Origin of the sequence: uncultured Nevskia sp. (assembly GCF_903885465.1) — a bacterium.
Taxonomy (GTDB): domain Bacteria; phylum Pseudomonadota; class Gammaproteobacteria; order Nevskiales; family Nevskiaceae; genus Nevskia.
Window position 1 is genome coordinate 1 of sequence record NZ_CAISIQ010000326.1, and the last position, 19,683, is coordinate 19,683.

Genomic DNA, 19,683 nt, shown 5'->3' on the forward strand with positions numbered 1-19,683 from the left:
GCCATCTTGCGGAACACCGGCGCCGGATAGATCTCGACGCATTCCGGGCCGAGGGTGACCGCGACGTTCTTGCCGAACTCCTCGCCGAGCTGGGTACGAAGGCGCGCGGGGATCGCGAGGCGCCCCTTGTCGTCAATCGTCAGTCGGTTGGATCCAGCAAACATGGCATTCAGCCCCACAATGGCGCGCAGGGAGCCCAAGTGTCACCACTTGTCCCCCGTTAAAACCACTATATGCCACCCCACACCACCCCGCAAGCGCAATTGCAGCTAAAAACCCTGCAGGGACAATGGCTTAACGGAGAATTAACAGGCCCATCTAAGTCATGAAAAACAATGATTTAGCGGTACTAGCTCAAGTTGTTTCGGGTTTCCCCGCCCGGAAGGGTGGGCGAATGCAGCGGACGATCGGTAAACAATCGTGAACCCGTTGGCATTCCTCAGCAGCGACGCACCGCGTTTGGAACGGCCGTTTGCGGGATCGAAAAAGCCCGCAACGCTTTCACGTTGCAGGCTTGTCGAATCAAAGGGGAGTCGGCCGATAAGCCGGGTTCTGTCTAATGCCGGCAGCTTGCGCCAGCGACATCGAGACAACCATTCCTCTACGACGACGATCACTCGCCGTCTTCAGCAGCCTACCCGGAGAGCACGCGGGCCGCGTGTCGTGCCAATGGCATTGCTGCCAGACACCTCCCTCCCTATTTGGCCTTGCTCCATGTGGGGTTTGCCGTGCCGGTTCATTGCTGAACTCGCGGTGCGCTCTTACCGCACCATTTCACCCTTGCCTGTTCCGCACGCAAGCGCGCGTTCATCGGCGGTATCTTTCTGTTGCACTGTCCGTCGGCTTGCGCCGCCCAGCCGTTAACTGGCACATCGCCCTGCGGAGCCCGGACTTTCCTCCCCTGCCTTGCGGCAGCAGCGGTTGTCTGGCCGACTCCCGGGCCGGATTGTACGCGGGTAATCATCGAGACCCTCGTTATCATCCGTTCCCCATCATCCAGGCTTCTTCCATGCGCAAGTTGATATTGCTGATCGTGCTCGTCGCCCTCGCCGCCTGGCGGCTCTGGCCGCTGCCGGATGCGGTGATTCCCACAGGCACGGCGCTGCCGGAAGCTCAGGCACCAGCCGGTCTGCGCTTCGCGCTGATCAAGACTGGAGAAGCAACGACCCTGGAAGCGATGGTGGTTGCCGATGGTGGTTTGTTCCGTCCGACGCGGATCGGCCATATCGCCGTGCTCGTCGAGCATCCGCAGGGCCGGTTCCTGTTCGACGCCGGGCTCGGCACCCAGGTCGATCAGCAGTTCGGCAAGGAGATGTCGTTCTGGGCCAAGCCGATCTTCGCCTTCAAGCACGTCAACCCGGCGATCACGCAGTTGCAAGCCGCCGGCATCGAGGCACCGCCGCGCATCTTCCTGTCGCACGCGCACTGGGATCACGCCAGCGCGCTCGGTGATTTTCCGCAGGCCGAAATCTGGCTGCCGACTGCAGAGCGAGAAACCACGAAGCACGGCCATCCGCCGGCGTTCCTGCCGTCGCAGCTGAACCGTGCCGATACCCGCTGGCATCCGTTCAGCTTCGACGGCCCGGCCTACGCCGGTTTCACTTCGAGTCTCGATCTGTTTGGTGATGGCAGCGCCGTGCTGCTGCCGCTGCCCGGCCACACGGCGGGGTCAACGGGTCTGCTGCTGAGCCTGGCCGATGGCCGCCGCTACTTCTTCGTTGGCGACACGGTCTGGAACCATCTCGGCATCGACCGGCCGGCACCGAAGTTCAGTGTCTCCAGCCTGATCGTCGATGCCGATCGCGAGGCCACCTGGCAGGCGGTGCTGAAGATCCGCGCGCTGCGCGATGCCAATCCCGGATTGATCATCGTGCCGGCACATGATTCCAGCGTTCACGATCAGCTCGGCTACTTCCCGCAATTCGTTGGCGAGGCTCATTGATGCGCGTCTTTTCGCATACCTGTTCGAACACCGAAATCGTCAGCGCGCTCGGCGCCGCCAGCTGCCTGATCGGCTGTGATGACGATTCCGACTTTCCGGTCGATGTCGTTGCGGCGATTCCCAAGCTCGGCCGCGATCTCGATCTCCGAGTCGATGAAGTGATCGCGATGCGCCCCGATCTGGTGCTGACCTCGCTGACCGTGCCCGGCCATGAGCGCATCGTCGATGCGATCGAAGCGGCCGGCATCCGCACCCTGGTCTGCGATCCGCTCAGCCTCGAAGACATCTATGGCGACATCGCCCGGATCGCCGCAGCACTCGGCATTCCCGAGCGCGGCGTGCAGCTGATTGCCAAGATGCGCGCGGCGATGCCATCACGAGTCAACGAGAACGGCCCGAAAGTGCTGATCGAATGGTGGCCGAAGCCGGTGATCACACCGACCCGTCAGGCCTGGGCGACCGATCTGATCGAACTCGCCGGCGGCCAGAACCCCTGGGCGAGCATCGAGGCGAAAAGCACGCCGCTGACCGATGAACAGGTGCTGGCCTCGCCGCCGGACGTAATCGCAATGAGCTGGTGCGGCGTCAAGGTCGCCAACTACCGCGCCGATGTCGTCAGCCGCCGCCCGGGCTGGGAGGCGGTGCCTGCCGTCGCCAAACAGCAGATCGTCGCGATCAGCGAAGAATTCCTGGGTCGGCCAGGGCCGCGCGTCGTCGAAGGCTATCGGCAACTGCGTGCGGCGATCGAAGCGGCTGGCTAACAGTGCTGCGGCTGTCATTTCTTCATCATCTTTTCGTCACCCCGCGTCTCTAGTCTCCGAAAAGTCATAACGATGGCCGAAGCACGCTGCGACAGCAGCGAGGCTCGAGGCCCGACGACAGATCGACTTTTCTAGCTGGGCATCCTCGGGGAATTCCATGTCGCAAACGCGCGCTGTGCGTGCTGGTGCTGTGCTCGCTGTTCTGGCCGCCGTGCCTCTGGCCTACGCCGCCAGCTTTTCCATCACCGGCAGCGACACCTCAGCCAAGACGCTGGCGCCAGCGAGTGGAGGCACCGAAACCGGTACTGTGGCCACCACCGGCAATCTCGCGATCTCCGGCAGCACGGTCGCCATGACAGTGAACGGCGGTAGCGGCACCCGCACGGCAGTGATCGACAACAGCGGCGTGATTCGCCAAACCGGCAGCGGCCGCGCGGTCCGCGCCAATTCGTCGGCGGTGGTTTTGAACATCACCAACCGCGCTGGCGCGAGCTTGTCGGCCGTCGGTGACGACGCGGTCCAGATATCGGCAAGTGCGGCCGGCAGCAGCTTCACGCTGAACAACAGCGGCACGGTGATGTCGACCAACGCCCGCGCCATCAACCTGCGCGACATAGGCGGCAGCAACAGCATCACCAACAATGCCAGCGGTGTGCTGCGCTCCACCGGCAACGATGCGATTCGCCCTGGCGTCAACGGCATCATCAACAACTCCGGCCTGATCGAAGCGGTGCCGGTACTGGAAAATGTCGCCGGCGGCGTGACCCAGGCGAGCAGCAACGACGGCATCCAGGCCGATCCGGACGGCACGGCCGTGGTCACCGGCGTGCAGGTGACCAACAACAATGGCGCCACCATCTCCGGCCGCCACGGCATCACCGGCGGCGCCACCAGCAGCGCCAATTTCACGATCACGGTGACCAACAATGCCGGCGGCACGATCACCGGCGTCAACGGCTCCGGCCTCAACATCGACAACAACGGGGCCTTCCTCGGCAACGCCACGGTGATCAACAGCGGCACCATCACCGGCAACTTCGATTCGAGCAAGTACAACACCGGCGACGGTGACGGCGTCGATGTCGACGGCCTGGTCACGCTGACCAACAACGGCATCATTCGCGGCACCGGCGCGAGCGGCAACGGCTCCGACGGCGGCGGCAACAATCCGGAAGGCGTGTCGATCGGCGGCGGCATCATCGTCAACAACGCCGGCGCCGAAATCAGCGGCCGGGAAACCACCGGCAGCGGCCGCAAGGGCCACGGCGTGCTGGTCGACAACTCCAGCGGCGGCAACGCCTTCAGTGCCACCACCGTCACCAACGGCGGCCTGATCCGTGGCTACGACAGCTACGCGATCCGCTTCATCGGCAGCTATGCCGACACCATCACCAACAATGCGACCGGCCTCATCGAAGGCGCCGGCAACGCTGCCGAAGGTGCCGCGATCCAGACCGGCGACGGCAACGACGTCCTGACCAACCGCGGCACGATCCAGGGCGACAACGGCCTGGCGATCGACCTCGAAGCCGGCAACGACACGCTGCATCTGATCGGCGGCTCGATCATCGGCGACGTGTCCGGCGGCAGCGGCAGCAACACGCTCGATGTCGAGGGCGGCTTCACCTACGCCGGCATCCTGTCGAACTTCGCCAGTGTCGAGATCAAGAGCGGCATCGTCAGCCTGTCGGGAGCCAGCACCTACGCCGGCAACACCACGGTGAGCGGCGGCAGCCTCTACGCGAACAACCTCAGAGGCAGCGCGACCGGCACCGGCACGGTCACGGTCAAGAGCGGCGCGCTGCTGGGCGGCAGCGGCGCGGTCGGCAATGTCATTGCCGAAACCGGCAGCACGATTGCCCCGGGCAAGGCGGTCGCCCCAGGCAAGCTCGGACCGCTTTCGATCGACGGCAATCTGGCGATCACCTCTGGCACCAGGTTTTCGTTCGAACTCGGCAGCAGCGCCAACAGCCTCAACATCAGCGGCAGCTTGAACTTCAGCGGCGGCGGCGCAGCGGTCATCGACATCGTCGACGCCGGCCTCGTCGCCGGCACCGACTACACGCTGATCAACTACGGCGCCGCCAACGGCTTCGCGGCCGCGAACGTCGTGCTTGGCAGCGTGCCGCCCGGGCTCGAAGCGACCCTGGAAGTGACGCCGACCGCGCTGATCCTGCGCACCGCCGCGAAGATCGATGCCGGCCCTACTTCCTTGAGCTTCGCCGAACGCCTGGTCGATACCAGCAGCGCCGAACAGACGGTGACTGTGACCAATACCGGCACAGTGACCTTGAATGTCGGCACGCCGACGATCACCGGCAGCAATCCGGCCGACTTCCTGCTCGGCAGCAATACCTGCAGCAGTGGCCTGGCGCCGAACGCCAGCTGCCTGATCGGCATCAGCTTCAAGCCGGCAGTAGCCGGCAGCCGCAGCGCTGCGCTGCAGATTCCGTCGAACAGCGCCGATCTGGTCAGCGTCAATCTGTCCGGTACCGGCATCGCAGCGATCTACAAGCTGTCGGTGAACCCCACATCGATCAACTTCGGCAACCAGCCGGTCGGCAGCAGCAGTGCCGCGCAGAGCCTGAGCTTCAGCAACGACGGCAATACCGCGATCACCATCACCGGCTTCAACGCTGGCGGCAACCAGCCCACCGAGTTCGCGATCGGCAACGACAACTGCAGCGGCCGCCTGTTGGCCGTAAACGAAAGCTGCACAGCGAGCTTCCGCTTCACGCCGGCAAGCTCGGGCAGCCGCAGCGCCGCCTTGAGCGTCAACAGCTCGCCGGTACAGAGTGCTGCAGCGGCTCAGTTCACGCTGCAGGGCGTCGGCACCGAAGCCAGTGCCTCCTTGAGTCCGGCCAGCTTGAGCTTCGCGGCACAGGCCGTCGGCAGCTACAGCCTGGCGCAGAGCGTCACGCTTTCGAACACCGGCAACGCCGCGCTAACGATCAGCAGCATCGCCGCCACCGGCGATTTCTCGCAGATCAGCCATTGCGGCCTGATGCTGGCGGCGGCCTCGAGCTGCACGATCGAGGTGAGCTTCGCGCCAACCGCAACCGGCACTCGCAGCGGCAGCTTGAGCGTTGCCAGCAGCGCCGCGAGCAGCCCGACCCTGGCCAGCCTGAGCGGCACCGGTGGCACCGCGAGCAGCAAGCCGATGCGGCTGGCCCTGGCCTCCGCCAGCATCACCGTCAAGGAAGGTGCTGGCAGCGCGGCATTCGTGATCAACCGTTCGGGCAGCTTCGATGGCGCGGTCAGCGTTCGCTACGCGACGGTCGATGGCAGCGCCATCGCAGGTCAGGATTACGCGGCAGTCTCCGGCACCTTGAGCTGGGCACCAGGCGACTCCGCGCCGAAGACCATCAACGTGCCGTTGATCGACGATCAGAACGTCGAAGGCAAGGAGAGCTTCACGCTGAGTTTGTCGGCACCCACCGGCAACGCCATCCTCGGCCGCGCCTTGAGCACGGCCAACATCGCCGACGACGACAAGGCCGGCGCGCTGGCGTTCAGCGCTTCAGCCGTCAGCGTCGATGAGAATGCCGGCAGCTTGGCTGTCACCGTGCAGCGCAGCGGCGGCCAGGCAGGCGCGGTCAGCATCCATTACGCAACCGTCAACGGCAGCGCGCTGGCCGGCGCCGACTACAGCGCCACCGCTGGCGATCTCAACTGGGCGTCCGGCGATGTCGCCGACAAGACCTTCACGATCCCGATCGTCTGGGACAGCGTCGCCGAGCGCAGCGAGAATTTCCGCATCGAGCTGTCGGCGCCGACTGGTGGCGCCAAGCTGAACAATCCGAAGGTGCAGCGGGTGACGATCGTCAACGTCGACCGCTGAGACTGAGCCAACAACCGCCAGCCGTTCCCTAGAACGGCTGGCGGTTGTTCTTGTTCAGCCCCGAATCAAGGTGCCGATGCCTTCGTCGGTGAACAGTTCGAGCAGCACCGCATGCTCGAGCCGGCCGTCGATGATCACTGCGTTCTTGACGCCGCTGGTCACCGCATCGAGCGCGCAGGCGATCTTCGGCAGCATGCCGCCGTAGATCGTGCCGTCGGCGATCAGCGCATTGACCTGCGCCACCGTGAGGCCGGTCAGCACCTTGCCCTGCTTGTCCATCAGGCCGCTGACATTGGTCAGCAGCATCAGCTTTTCGGCTTTCAGCACCGACGACAGCTTGCCGGCGACCAGATCGGCATTGATGTTGTAAGCCTCGCCCTTGGCGCCGACGCCGACCGGCGCGATCACCGGAATGAAGCCGCCGGCTTCGAGGTGATCGACGACTCGCGGATCGATCGCTTCGACTTCGCCGACCTGGCCGATGTCACCGCCGGCGACATACAACTTCTTGGCGCGGATCAGACCGCCGTCCTTGCCGGTGAGACCGACCGCACGGCCGCCCTGCTGGTTGATCGCATTGACCACGGCCTTGTTGACCAGGCCGCCGAGCATCATCTCGACGACGTCCATGGTTTCGGCATCGGTCACCCGCATGCCGTCGATGAACTCGCTCTTCTTGCCGAGCTTTTCCAGGTGCTTGCCGATCTGCGGCCCGCCGCCATGGACGACCACCGGGTTCATGCCGACCGCCTTCATCAGCACGATGTCTCGCGCGAACGATTCGATCATGTCGTCGTCGCCCATCGCATTGCCGCCGTACTTGACGACGATGGTCTTGCCAGCGAAACGGCGGATGTACGGCAGCGCCTCGGTCAGAACCTGGGCGATGGTCGAAGGGTTGGCTTTGTCGGCAATCATGGAATCAGTGAACGGTGGGAATCAGTGTCTGCCGGTGTGGCCGAAGCCGCCGGTGCCGCGCTCGCTGCTGCCGAACTCGGATACCAGCTCGAACTCCGCACGCACCACCGGCACGATGACCAGCTGGGCGATGCGCTCGCCGGGCTCGATGACGAACAGGGTCTGGCCGCGGTTCCAGCAGCTGACCATCAGTTCGCCCTGGTAGTCCGAGTCGATCAGGCCGACGAGGTTGCCGAGCACGATGCCGTGCTTGTGGCCGAGGCCGGAGCGCGGAAGGATCACTGCGGCGAGGCCCGGATCTTCAATATGAATGGCGAGGCCGGTGCGGATCAGGCTGGTCGCACCCGGGGCCAGGCTCAGCGGCTCATCGAGCAGCGCGCGCAGGTCCAGGCCGGCCGAGCCGCCGGTCGCGTAAGCCGGCAACGGCAGGTCGCGGCCGACACGGGGGTCGAGAATTTTCAGCTGGATCGCCTTGCTGCTCATTTCGCTTTGCGCGCCTTGGTGGAGGATGTCGCTGTTTTGGCTGCCGCCGCGTAGCGCTCGGCAATCAGGCTGGCGAGTTGCCGCGCGATCTCGCGCTTGTCGGCCGGGCCGATTGCCAGCTCACCATCGGCCCAGTAGACGGTCAGCGCGTTGTCATCGCGATCGAAGGCACGGCCATTGCCGACCCAGTTCGCGGCGATCAGGTTGAGCTTCTTGCGCGCCAGCTTGCCCTTAGCATGCTCGGCAAGCTTCTCGGTCTCGGCCGCGAAGCCGACAATGAACAGCTGCGGCTGCAGCGCACGCAGCTCGGCGAGTATATCGGCGTTCGTGGTCAGTTCGAGCTCGAGTGTCTCGGTCTTCTTCTTGATCTTCTGGCCGGCGACTTCCACGCAGCGGTAATCGGCGACGGCGGCCGTGCCGACCAGGATGTCAGCCTTCGCACAGGCGGCGATCGTCGCGTCGAGCATGTCCTGCGCGGTTTCGCAGTCGATGCGATGGACGCCAGCAGGCGTCTCCAGATTCACCGGGCCGCTGATCAGGGTCACCTCGGCGCCGAGCGCACGCAAGGCTTCGGCGACGGCATAACCCTGCTTGCCGGACGAGCGATTGGTGATGAAGCGCACCGGGTCGATCGGCTCGCGCGTCGGGCCCGCGGTGACCACGGCACGGCGGCCGCTGAGCGGACCATCGACGGCCTTGGCGACGCTGCCCGAAGCCAGCGCCGCCAGCACCACGGCTGCCACTTCTTCCGGCTCGGCCACGCGGCCCTCGCCGACTTCACCGCAGGCTTGCGCACCGCTGCCGGGGCCGATGAGCTTGAAGCCACGGCTGCGCAGCGTGCTCATGTTCGCCTGCGTCGCGGCATTCGCCCACATCAGGCGATTCATCGCCGGGGCGACGAAGATCGGCTTGTCGGTCGCCAGCACCAAGGTGGTCAGCAGATCGTCTGCAAAGCCGTGCGCGATCTTGGCCAGCGTGTTCGCGGTAGCCGGGGCGATGACGATGGCGTCTGGCCAGCGAGCGAGTTCGATATGGCCCATCGCTGCTTCGGCGGCTTCGTCCCACAGCGAGCTGCGCACCGGCTTGCCGGTCAGTGCCTGGAAAGTCTGGGCGCCGATGAAGCGCAGGGCGGAATCGGTCATCACTACCTGTACTTCGCAACCGGCCTTGGTAAAGCGGCGCGCCAGTTCGGCGGACTTGTAGGCAGCGATGCCGCCGCACAGCGCCAGCAGGATGCGCCGGCCAGGAATCGGCCCGGGATTCAGATCGGAATTCGAAGATGAGCGCATTGAGTTCGGACCGGATGCGAAACGGGAGCGATGTAGCGAGAGAGGCTGTGACTTGGCGCGCGGAATTGTAGCCGCTGGCCACGCTAGCCTTCGGCGATCTCCGTCCGCGATCAAGAAATGTGGAGCAATGGACATGTCGATCACCGACTGGCCCGAAGACGAACGGCCGCGCGAGAAGTTGCTGCTGCGCGGCGCCGCCGTGCTGTCCGATGCCGAGCTGCTGGCGATCTTCCTGCGCACGGGTGTCGTCGGCCGCAGTGCTGTCGATCTGGCGCGTGATCTGTTGATCCGCTTCGGCAGCCTGCGCGGCTTGCTGAAAGCCAGCCGCCAGGATTTCTGCGCGGCACACGGGTTGGGCGATGCGAAATATGCGCAGCTGCAGGCGGTGATGGAGATTGCCCGTCGTCATCTCGCCGAAGCCATGAACGAACGCACGGCATTGCCGAACCCGGCCGCCACGCGCGATTTCCTGCGCCTGAAGCTGCGCGATCTCGACCATGAAGTGTTCTGCGCGCTGTTTCTCGACAGCCAGAATCAGGTGATCGGCTTCGAGACCTTGTCGATCGGCACCATCAACGCGGCGGATGTCTATCCGCGTGAAGTATTGAAGAAAGCACTGCGGGCGCAGGCGGCAGCGGTGATCTTCGCGCACAACCACCCGTCCGGGATCGCCGAACCGAGCCTCGCCGACCGCGCGCTGACCAATCGCCTGCGTGACGCGCTGGCCTTGATCGACGTCCGCGTGCTCGATCATTTCGTCGTTGGCGAGGGACAACCGGTATCCTTCGCCGAACGTGGCTGGCTCTGAAGTCTGAATAACAGGCCAGTCACGACATTCAGGAAGTTTTTATGCTGTCAGCACTTGCCGGAGCAAGGTCGTGCTGGTACATTTCGCGTCCTTTTTCGCGGTACCTCCCCAGTTTCGAGGTTGTGTCATGTCCAGAGTCTGCCAAGTCACCGGCAAGAAGCCGATCGTGGGTAACACGGTCTCGCACGCGAACAACAAGCGTCGCCGTCGCTTCCTGCCCAATCTGCATACCCATCGTTTCTGGTTCGAAGCCGAGAAGCGGTTTGTGAGCCTGCGCGTGTCCGCCAACGGCATGCGCATCATTGACAAGAAGGGCTTGGAGGCGATCATCGTCGACCTCCGCTCGCGCGGCGAGAAGGTGTAAGAAATGGCCAAAGGCAAGAAAGACCGCGAGAAGATCAAACTGATCTCGACCGCCGGAACCGGGTTCTTCTATACGACCACGAAGAACAAGAAGAACACGCCGGACAAATTCGAGTTTTCCAAGTACGACCCGATCGTGCGCAAGCACGTCCCGTTCAAGGAAGGCAAGATCAAGTGAGCTTTCGGCGCTAGCCGAAAACTCATCCCGGTGAAAACCGGGGTCCAGAAGGCCCGCTGCTTGCGGGCCTTCTCGTTTCTGCAGTTCGTGCTGTCTCTGTTCTGATACAGCACGCATGTAGGGTATCGAGCTCATGGACGCTGCCAGCCGCGACAACCCGCATCACCGCAACCTGGAGCGTGCACGCGCGCAGGTGATCGAGATGCTGACCCGGCAGGCGCTCGAACGCGAGCTGGTGTCGAAAAGCGAGTCAACGACCGGCGCGCCGGTGGACGTGGTCAGCCAGCTGGTTGCCCGCCAGCAGCACGCCGCGCTCGAACAGCGCCTGGCCCATTTCCATCCGGCCGACATTGCCTTCGTCCTCGAAAGCCTGCCGCCCGATGCGCGCGAAATGGCCTGGCAGCTGGTCCGCGCCGAACGCCGCGGTTCGGTGTTGCTGGAAACTTCGGATGTCGTCCGCCGCTCGCTGATCGAGGACATGGAACCGGGCGACATCGCCGCCGCGTTTCATCATCTTGAATCCGACGACATCGCCGAGCTGATCGCTTCGCTGCCCTCGGACGCCGGCGCCGAAGTGCTGGCCCGCCTCGACTCCGCCGATCAGGCCGAAGTGCGCTCGGTGCTGTCGTTTCCGGACGGCACGGTCGGCGCCCTGATGGACATCGACTTCATTCCGGTGCGCGATGACGCATCGCTCGAAGCGGTGCTGCGCTTCCTGCGTCGGCGCAAGAAGCTGCCGGCGGAAACCAACCAGATCATCGTCGTCGATCGCGCCAAGGTGCTCAGAGGCGTGCTGACACTCGAACAACTGCTGCTCAGCGAGCCCGAGCAGACGGTTGCCGAAGTGATGACCGAGAACCCGCACTTCTTCTACACCGACGATGCGGTGCCCGATGCGATCGACGCCTTCGAGCGCTACGACCTCATCTCCGCGCCGGTGGTGAATCTGCATCGCGAAGTCGTCGGCCGGATCACCGTCGACGAAATCGTCGACGCGATCAAGGATCAGCAGGAGCGCGACAGCTTGCGCAAGGTCGGTCTGCGCGAGGACGAAGATCTGTTCGCGCCGGTCTGGCAGAGCGGCCGCAATCGCTGGCCCTGGCTGGCGCTGAATCTGTTCACGGCGTTTGCCGCTTCGAGAGTCATTGGTTTTTACGAGCCGACGATCGAAAAGCTCGTGGCGCTGGCGACCTTGATGCCGATCGTCGCATCGATCGGCGGCAATACCGGCAACCAGACGATGGCGCTGGTGATCCGCGCCCTGAGCATGGGCCAGCTCGGCGGGCGGCTGCTGCAGAAGATGCTGATCAAGGAACTGCTGATCGCGGCGATGAACGGCACGATCTGGGGTTCAGCACTTGGCGTGGTCACCTTCGCGATCTATCACGATGTGAAGCTCGGCATGGTCATCGCCTCCGCCACGATGCTGGAACTGCTGGTGGCCGCCGCCGCTGGCGCGATCATTCCGGTGTCGCTGGAACGCTTCGGGCGCGATCCGGTGCTCGGTTCCAGCGTGATCCTGACCGCACTGACCGACAGCATGGGCTTTCTGATCTTCCTGGGTCTGGCGACCCTGGTGCTGATTTGAAGAACGACAAGGTCATTGCTGGGTCGTTGCTTACGCCAAGGGCTTGCCCTAATGTGCCGATCCGTTTTCGTGCTCACCGGTCCGGAGGTCGCTGATGCATCCTGATTTCCAGATCGCTGTGGGCCTTGTCGATCAATTGGCCGACGAGCTGATCGCCACCTGCCAACTGTTTCATTCCCGTGGCTGGGTGCCGGCCACAGGCGGTAATTTCTCGGCAAGGCTCGATGAACGGCATCTGCTGATCACGGCCAGCGGTGTGCACAAGGGCGAGCTGACACGGGCTGATTTCATGGTCGTCGATGTCGACGGCAAGGCGCTCGAAGCCGGCCGCAAGTCATCCTACGAAACCGGGCTGCACACGCAGTTGTATCGCCGCGACCCGTCCATACGTTCGGTACTGCACGTCCATAGCATTGCCAACACCGTACTGTCGCGGCGTCATTCTCTGATCCGTCTGACCGGATACGAGCTGATGAAGATACTGCCCGGGATCGTCGAGCCTGCGGTGACCGTCGATATCCCGGTATTCGGCAACGATCAGGATATAGATCGCCTGAGCCGACAAGTGGACGCAAAAATGATGGAACCGAGCCGCATGCCCGCCTATCTGATAGCCGGACACGGCCTATATACGTGGGGCGGGTCGGTGCGCGAAGCACGGCACCGGCTGGAAGCCCTGGAATTCATGTTCGAGTGCGAGTTGTGGAACGAGAGGTGACCCTATGAGTGAACTCCGGATTTACGAAGAGAACGGCCAGCCCGTGGCCAGCTACAGCCGGTTTGAAGACATCCGCGATCAGCTGGAGTCGATCGGCGTGCAGTTCGAGCGCTGGGAAGCGACGCGCCAGCTCGACGCCGAGGCCACGCAGGACGAGATCATCGAAGCCTATCGCGGCTCGGTGAACCGCCTGATGAACCAGTACGGCTTCAAGTCGGTGGACGTGATCAGCCTGCACCCGGCGCATCCGCAGAAGGACGTGCTGCGCAGCAAATTCCTCAGCGAGCACCGCCACGACGAATTCGAAGTGCGCTTCTTCGTCGAAGGCGAAGCGCTGTTCTACATCCGCGACGCCGGCCGCATCCACGGCGTGCTGTGCTCGCAGGGCGATCTGATCTCGGTGCCGGCCAATGTCCGCCACTGGTTCGACATGGGCCCGAACCCGAGCTTCAAGGCCATCCGCCTGTTCATCACGCCGGACGGCTGGGTCGCCAACTTCACCGGCGACAAGATCGCCGACAGCTTCCCGCGTCTGGAAGCGCCGCATTATCTGAAGGCTGCCTGAGCCATCCACGTGTCATCGAAGGCCGCCTGCTGGCGGCCTTCTTGTTTCGGGAGCAGGTCTTGATTCGCGCAATCGTCACCGACATCGAAGGAACCACGTCATCGATCGACTTCGTCCACCAGACGCTGTTCCCGTACGCAAAGCAGCATCTGCGGCGTTATCTGCATGAACACGCGGGCCAGCCGAACGTTGCGGCTCGGATTGCTGCGACGGCCGAGCTCGAAGGCCGCAGCTTCGCGTCCGTCGACGAAGCCGCGGACGTGCTCGAACGCTGGATCGCCGAGGATCGCAAGGCCACTCCGCTGAAGGATCTTCAGGGCCTGATCTGGGCCGAGGGTTACGCGGACGGCGAACTGAGCGGCCACGTCTATGCCGATACGCCGATCTATCTGCAGCAGTGGCATGCCGCGGGAAAGAAGCTGTACGTTTATTCCTCAGGCTCGGAAGCGGCGCAGAAGCTGATTTTCGGTCACTCCGATGCCGGCGATCTGACGCCGCTGTTTTCGGGCTATTTCGACACCCGCATCGGCGCCAAGCGCGAGGCGGCGGCGTATCGCACGATTCTGGAACGAATCGGCCTGCCGGGAGGCGAAGTGCTGTTCCTGTCCGATATCGGTGAAGAGCTGGACGCCGCCCGCGAAGCCGGCCTCAAGACCTGCCAGCTGATCCGCGACGCCAAGGCCAAGCCGTTTCCGGCCCACCCTCAGGCGAAGGATTTTTCCGGAATCACGGTCGATTGAAGCAGCGGCACGGCGGCTTCCGCCTCGAGCGCGCCGCTGTCCTGACCGGAGCCGAGCTTCTTCCAGCACCAGTGCCAGGGTTCGTACAGATAGCCTTCCGGATTGCCTTGTCGATAGGTCATCGTGAAACCGAAGCGCCGAGCGTTGGCGGTCAGCCAATGGAAGGCAGCGGTCTGATCGAATTCCTCTTCCAGCGGCGGGCAACCCGCCACACCGATATCCACGGCCCGCCCGGTGTGATGCTCGCTACAGCCGGGCGGTGCGTTGACGGTCAGGATTTCCGCGATTTCCCGGCCTTTCGCGAGCTTGTTGCGAATCAGCCCGGCCTGGAAATCGACGCTGCGGAAAGCTGACACCAGCAGCAGATCGATGGCGTCATCACTCGCCGCCATGCGCATCGCTGCCCAGGCGGCGGCCGCACCCGGCACCAGCAGCTTGTCGCGGCCATCACTGCCGAGACCGACCGGCTGCAGGCGCTGTGCTTCGATGAACAGCGGCAGCCGCCGGGCTCTGACCGCGCGCGGCGAGATGCCGAATTCGCTCCAGTACGCCTGGATGCGTGCCCGATATGCCGCTGGCAGCCGCGTCGCCATCAGCCGGCTTTCAACCGCTCGCGCCAGCCGTAAGCCGGATCGCCGATGACGACGAAGCCCGGATTAAGCAGCGAGTCCTTGGTGTTGTAGCGCAGCGGTTGCCAGTCCGGCAGGCGCAGCACCGTCGCTCCGGCCACTTCGGCCAGGCAGTGCGCGGCAGCCGTGTCCCATTCGCTGGTCGGGCCGGTGCGCGGATAGAGATCAGCCAGACCTTCGGCAACCATGCAGAACTTCAGCGACGAACCGCGGCTGAGCTGTTCATGCTCCGGCGCATGCGCCAGGAACTCGTCGAGTGCAGCATCGCGGTGCGATTTGGTGACCACCAGCATCGGCTTGGCCGGCGTCGTCCGGGTGTGGATCGCCGTCTTCTTGCCATCGCGAATCACGCTGGCGCCAACGCCGCGCGCGGCGATGTAGCTGGTCTTGGTCACCGGCACGTGGACGACGCCGAGCACCGATTCGTGCTGGTCGATCAACGCGATGTTGACGGTGAAATCGCCATTGCGCTTGATGAATTCCTTGGTGCCGTCGAGCGGATCGATCAGCCAGTAGCGCGTCCAGTTGCGGCGCATCTCGTAGGAGATGTCGGCATCTTCCTCGCTCAGGCAGGGGATGTCCGGCGTCAGCTGGGTCAGGCCATCGATGATCGTGCGGTGGGCGCGCAGATCGGCCTGGGTCAGCGGCGAGGCATCGTCCTTGGTGCTGACCGCGAAGTCGGATTCATAGACCTCCATGATCGCGTCGCCGGCAGCGATGGCAATGGCGAGCACCGGGTCGAGCAGCGCGGCGAGGGCGTCGGCAGAAGTTCTTGGCAGGCTCATGTTCAGGACGTATGGGGCTGGCCTTATGATAACGGCATGACTGCATTGACTATCGACTGGTCGGCCATCGACCAGGTCCTGCTGGACATGGATGGCACCATCCTCGACCTCGCGTTCGACAACCATTTCTGGCTCGAACTGCTGCCTCAGCGTTATGCCGATCTGCAGGGCATCAGCTTTGCCGAATCGCTGGCCAGGATGGAGCCCGAGTTCCAGGCCACGCGCGGCACGCTGAACTGGTACTGCCTCGATTACTGGAGCCGCTGGACCGGGCTCGACGTGATCGCGATGAAGACCGAAATGCAGCACCGCATGCAGGTACTGCCGGGCAGCGAGGATTTTCTGAGTGCCGTTCGCGCCAGCGGCCGGCCGCTATGGCTGGTGACCAATGCCCATCCCGGCAGCTGGACGGTCAAGTTGGCCAAGACCGGCATCGGCCAGTATTTCGATCGGGTGATTTCCTCGCACGATTTCGGCATGCCGAAGGAGGACGCGCGCTTCTGGCCCCTGCTGCAGGAGCGCCATCCGTTCGATCCAGCACGCACGCTGTTCGCCGATGACAGCCTGCCGGTGCTGCATGCCGCGCGCGATCACGGCATTCGGGAAGTGATCGCGATGCTGCATCCGGATTCGACCGCCGAACCGCGGGTGATCGACGGCTTCCCCGCGGTGAATCGCCTGCCGGAGCTGCTGCCGGTACCGATCCGCTAGTTCGGCGAAAACCTAGCGGACCGGACGCGTCGAGCGCGAGCGACCGCCACCAGGACGACCACCGCCCGGACGGCCGCCATCGCGACGCGGCGGCGCACCGCTGCGATCGCGGTGCACGTGCTTCGGCTTGATGTAGTCCTGCGGCATCAGATCGTCGGGATTCAGCGACTGCGGAATGCGCATGCCAATCGCTTTCTCGATGATCGGCAGCGAGTAGACCCAGGTCTCGCAGCACAGCGAAATTGCGTCGCCGGAAGCGCCGGCGCGTGCCGTGCGGCCGATTCGGTGCACGTAATCCTCGCCATCCTGCGGCAGATCGAAATTGATGACGTGCGATACCTCGGGGATGTGCAGGCCACGGGCGGCGACGTCGGTCGCCACCAGCACCGGCAGTTCGCCGAGCTTGAATTCGCCGAGCAGCCGCTCGCGCTTGTTCTGCGGCACGTCGCCGGACAGCACGCCGGCGTTGAAGCCATTGGCCTTCAGCGCGGCTTCGACGTCCTCGGCACCGCGCTTGGTGTTGACGAAAACTAGCGTGCGGATCGGTGCGTGATGGCGCATCAGGCCGACCAGCATCGGCAGCTTGTCTTCGTTGGCGACGTGGATCAGCGACTGGCGCACACGCTCGGCAGTGACCTGATCGGGCTCGATCTCGATCCGCTCCGGGCTGTTCATGTGCTCGTACGCGAGTTCCAGCACGCGGTGCGACAGCGTTGCCGAGAACAGGTAGTTCAAGCGCGAACCCGGGCGCGGCATGCGCCGCATCAGGAAGCGGATGTCGGCGATGAAGCCGAGATCGAACATGCGATCGGCTTCGTCGAGCACCAGCACTTCGATGCCGTTGAGCTTGTACAGGCCCTGCTTGAAGAAATCGATCATCCGGCCCGGCGTGCCGATCAGGATGTCGACGCCTTCGGCGATCGCGCTCTTCTGGGTGTCGTAACCGGTGCCGCCATACAAGGCGGCGAGCTTCAGACCGGTGTGGGCACCGAGCTGCAGTGCATCGTTGTAGATCTGCAGCGCCAGCTCACGGGTCGGCGCCAGGATGTAGGCGCGCGGCTGACCTTCTTCGCCGGTGCGCGGCTGGGTCAGCAGGTGATGCATGGTCGCCAGCAGGAAGGCGGCCGTCTTGCCAGTGCCAGTCTGCGCCTGACCCGCGAGATCCTTGCCCTGCAAAGCCAGCGGCAGGGTCGCAGCCTGGATCGGCGTGCAATGGGAGTAACCCATCGCCGCCAGGCTCGACTTCAGGGTTTCGTGCAGCGGCAGGCTGTCGAAGGAGGTGTCGCTTAAGTGCTGGGGACGCGCGGCTTCTGAAGCAGTGGCGTCTAACGAGGCTTGCATTTGATCGGGACTTGGATTGAAATACGAGCAATCACAACGACTGAAGCGCACCACGCGTCGCGCAATCACAGTCGAAATCGCAGAAATTCTTCCGGCTATTAAAGCAGATCGTCAGGGCATGCGCATTGAACGCGCGCGTCCCGGCCCCAATGACGTGTCACGGCCCTAGCATCACGCATCGGCCCATCCTGAGACCGTCAACATTCGTCCGCCACCATCTGGCAGACACCATCGGAGTTCGTAAATGAGCGAAAACATTTCGGCTGTCACCGACGCCAGCTTTGAAGCCGACGTGCTGAACAGCGACGTGCCGGTTCTGGTCGATTTCTGGGCCGAATGGTGCGGGCCCTGCAAGATGATTGCGCCGGTGCTCGAACAGATCGCCGTCGAAACCAAGGGCAAGCTGAAGATCGTCAAGCTGAATGTCGACGAGAATCCGGGCACGCCGCCGAAGTTCGCGATCCGCGGCATCCCGACGTTGATTCTGTTCAAGAATGGCGCGCCTGCCGCCACCCAGGTTGGTGCCGTGCACAAGGCCCAACTCGCCGCGTTCGTCCAGCCCCATCTGGCGACCGCCTGAAATCGTCCGCGACCCCTCCCCGCTCCAAATGATCAAGCATCGTCGCCGTCCGCATTACTCCAACGGTCAGAACAACGGAGGCAATAACGGCCAGAATGGCGCCCAGGACCGGGGCGAACGCCTCGAAGGCTTGCCGGCCGACGTCGAGATGCTTGAAGGCGGCGAAGGGGGTGGTGGCGGAGAGTCTGCAGCAGCGGTCGTCATCGCTCCACCTCGTCCGCAGCAACAGAACAACAACAATAACAACCAGAACAATAACCAGCGGCGTCGCCACCAGCAGAACAACGGTGGTGGCCACCAGAACCGCAATAACGGCGGCGGTGGCAACAACGGCGGCCAGGCCGAGCGCGGCAATCAGAACAACGGCGAGCGCCAGCGTCCTGATCGCGACGGCAATGTCGGCGGCAACTTCGGCCCCGGCGACGAGCCGATCGAAGAAGGGCCGCAGTTCGGCCCGAACGGCGAACCCTTGCCGCCGCGCGAGCAGAAGATCCTGCACATCTCGGATCTGAAGAAGAAGACCGCCGCCGAGCTGTACGAAACCGCAGAAGCGATGGGCCTGGAGAACATCTCCCGCGCCCGCAAGACCGACATCGTCTTCAACTTGCTGCGCGCCGCCGCACGCCGCGGCGACTTCATCCAGGCCGACGGCGTGCTGGAAATCATGCAGGACGGCTACGGCTTCCTGCGTGGTGCCGATGCCAGCTACCTGGCCGGTCCGGATGACGTCTACATCAGCCCGAGCCAGATTCGCCGCTTCGGTCTGCGCACCGGTGACACCGTCGCCGGAAGAGTTCGCTCGCCGAAGGACAACGAGCGTTACTTCGCACTGCTCAAGGTCGACACCATCAACTACGAGGCGCCGGAAGTCTCGAAGAAGAAGGTCAACTTCGAGAATCTGTCGCCGCTGTTCGCCGATGAGCGCTTCGTGATGGAGCGCGGCAATGGCACGACGGAAGACATCACTGCGCGCGTCATCGACATCGTCGCGCCGTTCGGCAAGGGCCAGCGCGGCCTGATCGTCAGCCCTCCGAAGGCCGGCAAGACCATCCTGATGCAGAACGTCGCGCAGTCGATCGCGGCGAACTATCCGGACGTCTACCTGATCGTGCTGCTGATCGACGAGCGTCCGGAAGAAGTCACCGACATGCAGCGCACGGTGCGCGGCGAAGTGATCTCGTCGACCTTCGACGAACCCGCCCAGCGCCACGTGCAGGTGGCCGACATGGTGATCGAGAAGGCCAAGCGCCTGGTCGAGCACAAGCGGGACGTGGTGATCCTGCTCGACTCGATCACCCGCCTCGCCCGCGCCTACAACACTGTAGCGCCGTCGTCGGGCAAGGTGCTGTCCGGCGGCGTCGACGCCAACGCGCTGCAGAAGCCGAAGCGCTTCTTCGGTGCCGCGCGCAACGTCGAGGAAGGCGGAAGCTTGACCATCATCGC

General features: G+C 63.9%; 20 protein-coding genes and 1 other RNA gene. 13 read left to right on the forward strand and 8 right to left on the reverse strand.

Annotation, left to right across the window (positions count from 1 at the left end; all coding sequences use genetic code 11):
• Both QZY06_RS12720 and rnpB read right to left on the reverse strand, forming a co-directional pair.
• Positions 1–200 (reverse strand): hypothetical protein (locus tag QZY06_RS12720; RefSeq protein ID WP_295684927.1); only part of this gene is annotated, 200 nt, incomplete at its 3' end.
• Between the two features lie 325 nt (positions 201–525).
• Positions 526–937: RNase P RNA component class A (gene rnpB, locus QZY06_RS12725), an RNA gene on the reverse strand.
• Between the two features lie 72 nt (positions 938–1,009).
• Between rnpB and QZY06_RS12730 the strand changes: the two genes are divergently transcribed.
• From QZY06_RS12730 to QZY06_RS12740, 3 genes are all read left to right on the forward strand, one after another.
• A complete protein-coding gene (locus tag QZY06_RS12730; RefSeq protein ID WP_295684931.1) occupies positions 1,010–1,942 on the forward strand; it encodes an MBL fold metallo-hydrolase in 933 nt (310 codons plus the stop codon).
• Positions 1,942–2,703 (forward strand): ABC transporter substrate-binding protein, encoded by a 762-nt coding sequence (locus QZY06_RS12735; protein WP_295684933.1) that lies wholly within the window; start codon positions 1,942–1,944, stop codon positions 2,701–2,703. Before QZY06_RS12730 ends, QZY06_RS12735 begins: the two co-directional genes overlap by 1 nt.
• Positions 2,704–2,860: 157 nt before the next feature.
• Entirely contained in the window at positions 2,861–6,544 is a 3,684-nt protein-coding gene (locus QZY06_RS12740; protein WP_295684935.1) for a choice-of-anchor D domain-containing protein, read from the forward strand.
• Positions 6,545–6,598: 54 nt separating this feature from the next.
• Here QZY06_RS12740 and argB read toward each other — a convergent pair whose 3' ends face one another.
• Genes argB through coaBC form a run of 3 tightly spaced genes read right to left on the reverse strand, consistent with a single transcriptional unit; the run spans position 6,599 to position 9,234 of the window.
• Positions 6,599–7,462: an acetylglutamate kinase gene (gene argB / locus QZY06_RS12745; RefSeq protein ID WP_293395834.1), complete on the reverse strand. Its 864-nt coding sequence runs from the start codon at positions 7,460–7,462 to the stop codon at positions 6,599–6,601.
• A 21-nt stretch (positions 7,463–7,483) separates the two neighbouring features.
• Positions 7,484–7,945: a dUTP diphosphatase gene (gene dut / locus QZY06_RS12750; RefSeq protein WP_293395831.1), complete on the reverse strand. Its 462-nt coding sequence runs from the start codon at positions 7,943–7,945 to the stop codon at positions 7,484–7,486.
• On the reverse strand, positions 7,942–9,234 hold the full coding sequence (coaBC, locus tag QZY06_RS12755) for a bifunctional phosphopantothenoylcysteine decarboxylase/phosphopantothenate--cysteine ligase CoaBC (protein WP_295684939.1): 1,293 nt from the start codon (positions 9,232–9,234) through the stop codon (positions 7,942–7,944). The genes dut and coaBC overlap by 4 nt, the downstream gene beginning before the upstream one ends.
• A 133-nt stretch (positions 9,235–9,367) precedes the next feature.
• Between coaBC and radC the strand changes: the two genes are divergently transcribed.
• The 7 genes from radC to mtnC all read left to right on the forward strand — a co-directional run bounded on the left by radC (position 9,368) and on the right by mtnC (position 14,194).
• A complete protein-coding gene (radC, locus tag QZY06_RS12760; protein ID WP_295684940.1) occupies positions 9,368–10,042 on the forward strand; it encodes a DNA repair protein RadC in 675 nt (224 codons plus the stop codon).
• 127 nt (positions 10,043–10,169) lie between these two features.
• Positions 10,170–10,406, forward strand: coding sequence for a 50S ribosomal protein L28 (gene rpmB / locus QZY06_RS12765; RefSeq protein WP_022976200.1), 237 nt, complete (start codon positions 10,170–10,172; stop codon positions 10,404–10,406).
• Between the two features lie 3 nt (positions 10,407–10,409).
• Positions 10,410–10,583, forward strand: a complete 174-nt coding sequence (rpmG, locus tag QZY06_RS12770) for a 50S ribosomal protein L33 (protein WP_022976201.1) — start codon at positions 10,410–10,412, stop codon at positions 10,581–10,583.
• Between the two features lie 133 nt (positions 10,584–10,716).
• Complete coding sequence (gene mgtE / locus QZY06_RS12775; protein WP_295684943.1) at positions 10,717–12,171, forward strand: magnesium transporter; 1,455 nt, start codon at positions 10,717–10,719, stop codon at positions 12,169–12,171.
• 94 nt (positions 12,172–12,265) lie between these two features.
• A complete protein-coding gene (locus QZY06_RS12780) occupies positions 12,266–12,889 on the forward strand; it encodes a methylthioribulose 1-phosphate dehydratase (RefSeq protein WP_295684945.1) in 624 nt (207 codons plus the stop codon).
• 4 nt (positions 12,890–12,893) lie between these two features.
• The gene (locus QZY06_RS12785; protein ID WP_293396103.1) at positions 12,894–13,454 is read left to right on the forward strand and encodes a cupin; all 561 of its coding nucleotides are present in this window, start codon (positions 12,894–12,896) and stop codon (positions 13,452–13,454) included.
• A gap of 59 nt (positions 13,455–13,513) precedes the next feature.
• Positions 13,514–14,194, forward strand: coding sequence for an acireductone synthase (mtnC, locus tag QZY06_RS12790; RefSeq protein ID WP_295684949.1), 681 nt, complete (start codon positions 13,514–13,516; stop codon positions 14,192–14,194).
• Here the strand turns inward: mtnC and QZY06_RS12795 are convergent.
• Complete coding sequence (locus QZY06_RS12795; RefSeq protein ID WP_295684951.1) at positions 14,158–14,787, reverse strand: M15 family metallopeptidase; 630 nt, start codon at positions 14,785–14,787, stop codon at positions 14,158–14,160. The genes mtnC and QZY06_RS12795 overlap by 37 nt on opposite strands.
• Entirely contained in the window at positions 14,787–15,608 is an 822-nt protein-coding gene (gene cysQ, locus QZY06_RS12800) for a 3'(2'),5'-bisphosphate nucleotidase CysQ (protein ID WP_295684953.1), read from the reverse strand. Before cysQ ends, QZY06_RS12795 begins: the two co-directional genes overlap by 1 nt.
• A gap of 36 nt (positions 15,609–15,644) precedes the next feature.
• Between cysQ and yrfG the strand changes: the two genes are divergently transcribed.
• A complete protein-coding gene (gene yrfG / locus QZY06_RS12805) occupies positions 15,645–16,319 on the forward strand; it encodes a GMP/IMP nucleotidase (protein ID WP_295684956.1) in 675 nt (224 codons plus the stop codon).
• Positions 16,320–16,331: 12 nt separating this feature from the next.
• On the opposite strand, the gene QZY06_RS12810 is transcribed toward yrfG, so the two are convergent.
• Positions 16,332–17,660 carry a DEAD/DEAH box helicase gene (locus QZY06_RS12810; RefSeq protein WP_295684958.1) on the reverse strand — a complete coding sequence of 443 codons (1,329 nt, stop codon included), beginning with the start codon at positions 17,658–17,660 and terminating at the stop codon, positions 16,332–16,334.
• A gap of 244 nt (positions 17,661–17,904) precedes the next feature.
• Here QZY06_RS12810 and trxA point away from each other — a divergent pair, with 244 nt between their 5' ends.
• Together trxA and rho are read left to right on the forward strand one after the other, a co-directional pair.
• Positions 17,905–18,240, forward strand: a complete 336-nt coding sequence (gene trxA, locus QZY06_RS12815) for a thioredoxin TrxA (protein ID WP_022976210.1) — start codon at positions 17,905–17,907, stop codon at positions 18,238–18,240.
• Positions 18,241–18,268: 28 nt separating this feature from the next.
• A partial coding sequence (gene rho, locus QZY06_RS12820) for a transcription termination factor Rho (protein ID WP_367275636.1) occupies positions 18,269–19,683 on the forward strand: 1,415 nt, incomplete at its 3' end.